The 1,132-nt window shown below is 74.6% G+C and carries 1 protein-coding gene; it reads left to right on the forward strand.

Going from position 1 to position 1,132, the window contains the following annotated elements:
• Positions 1–1,132, forward strand: a 1,132-nt coding sequence (locus tag DM816_RS41975) for an AAA family ATPase (protein ID WP_162908443.1), incomplete at both ends; no start/stop codon positions are given.

The raw sequence follows: 1,132 nt of genomic DNA on the forward strand, positions 1-1,132 counted from the left end.
CGCCTGGCCGACGCGGCAGCCGTCGGCGCGGTCTACGCGGGCGGGCGCACGGCCAAGGCCACCGAGGCCGTGGCCGGCTGGCGCACGCTGCGACCGCTGCGCCTCAAGGGCAAGCGGGAGCCGGTCGAGACCTATGAGCTGCTCGGGCTGCACGATGCCCGCGGCACGCGGGCGGGCCTGGGTGACGAGGGCGCGTTCGTGGGGCGCGAGGCCGAGCTGGGCCGCGTCGCCGGGCGACTGGCCGAGGTGGTCGACCGCGACGAGCCGCGCACGCTGATCTTCACGGCCGAGGCGGGCATCGGCAAGACCCGGTTCGCCGCCGAGGTGGCCCGCTTCGCGGGGGGTTATGAGGTCAGCGCGGGCCGGTTCGCCTCGCGCACCCAGGCGCGGGTGCTGTCCACCCGCTGTGTCGCGTTCGGTGAGCGGCGACGGCTCGCCCCGCTGGCCGACCTCGTGCGCCTGGCGATCGGCCTGTCGGTCGAGTCGTCGGCGAGCGCGGCCACCCGCACGGCGGTGGAGGAGCGGCTGCGGCGGCTGTCCGACCGGCTCGTGCAGCGGGGCGCCGGCAAACTCGACGTGGAAAACCTCTTGTCGCTCTTGGGTTATGCGCCCACGCACGAGATGACGCAGTGGCAGGGCGTGCCGGGCAGCAGCGGCGAGGCCGAGCCCACCGCGCGCGACACGCGGACCCAGTCGGTGGCGCTGGCCGGGCTGCTCAGCGGGCTCGCGACCGAGTCGCCGCTGGTGGTGATCGTCGACGACCTGCACGACGCGACGGCCGAAACCATTGACGCGCTTGGCACGGCGCTCGCCGAGCTCACCGGGCCGGTGATGGTGTTGCTGCTCGGGCGGCCCGAGCTGGTGCGCAAGACGGGTCAGCTGACCCGGGTGGCCGACGCCGAGGCGCACACGCTGCCGCCGCTGCGCGGCGCCGACGCGGCGCGGTTGCTCAACGCATACCTCAAGGGTGGACGGCTGCCGCAGGCCGATGAGGACCGGCTGCTCGCGATGGCCCAGGGCAACCCGTTCTACCTGGCCGAGCTGATCACACTGCTGATGGAGCGGGGCGCACTGACCAAGGGGGGCGGGCCCGAAGGGCTGGGGGGCGGGAAATTCACGGCGGGCGCGCAAT

Origin of the sequence: Allorhizocola rhizosphaerae (assembly GCF_003426775.1) — a bacterium.
Lineage (GTDB): Bacteria > Actinomycetota > Actinomycetes > Mycobacteriales > Micromonosporaceae > Allorhizocola > Allorhizocola rhizosphaerae.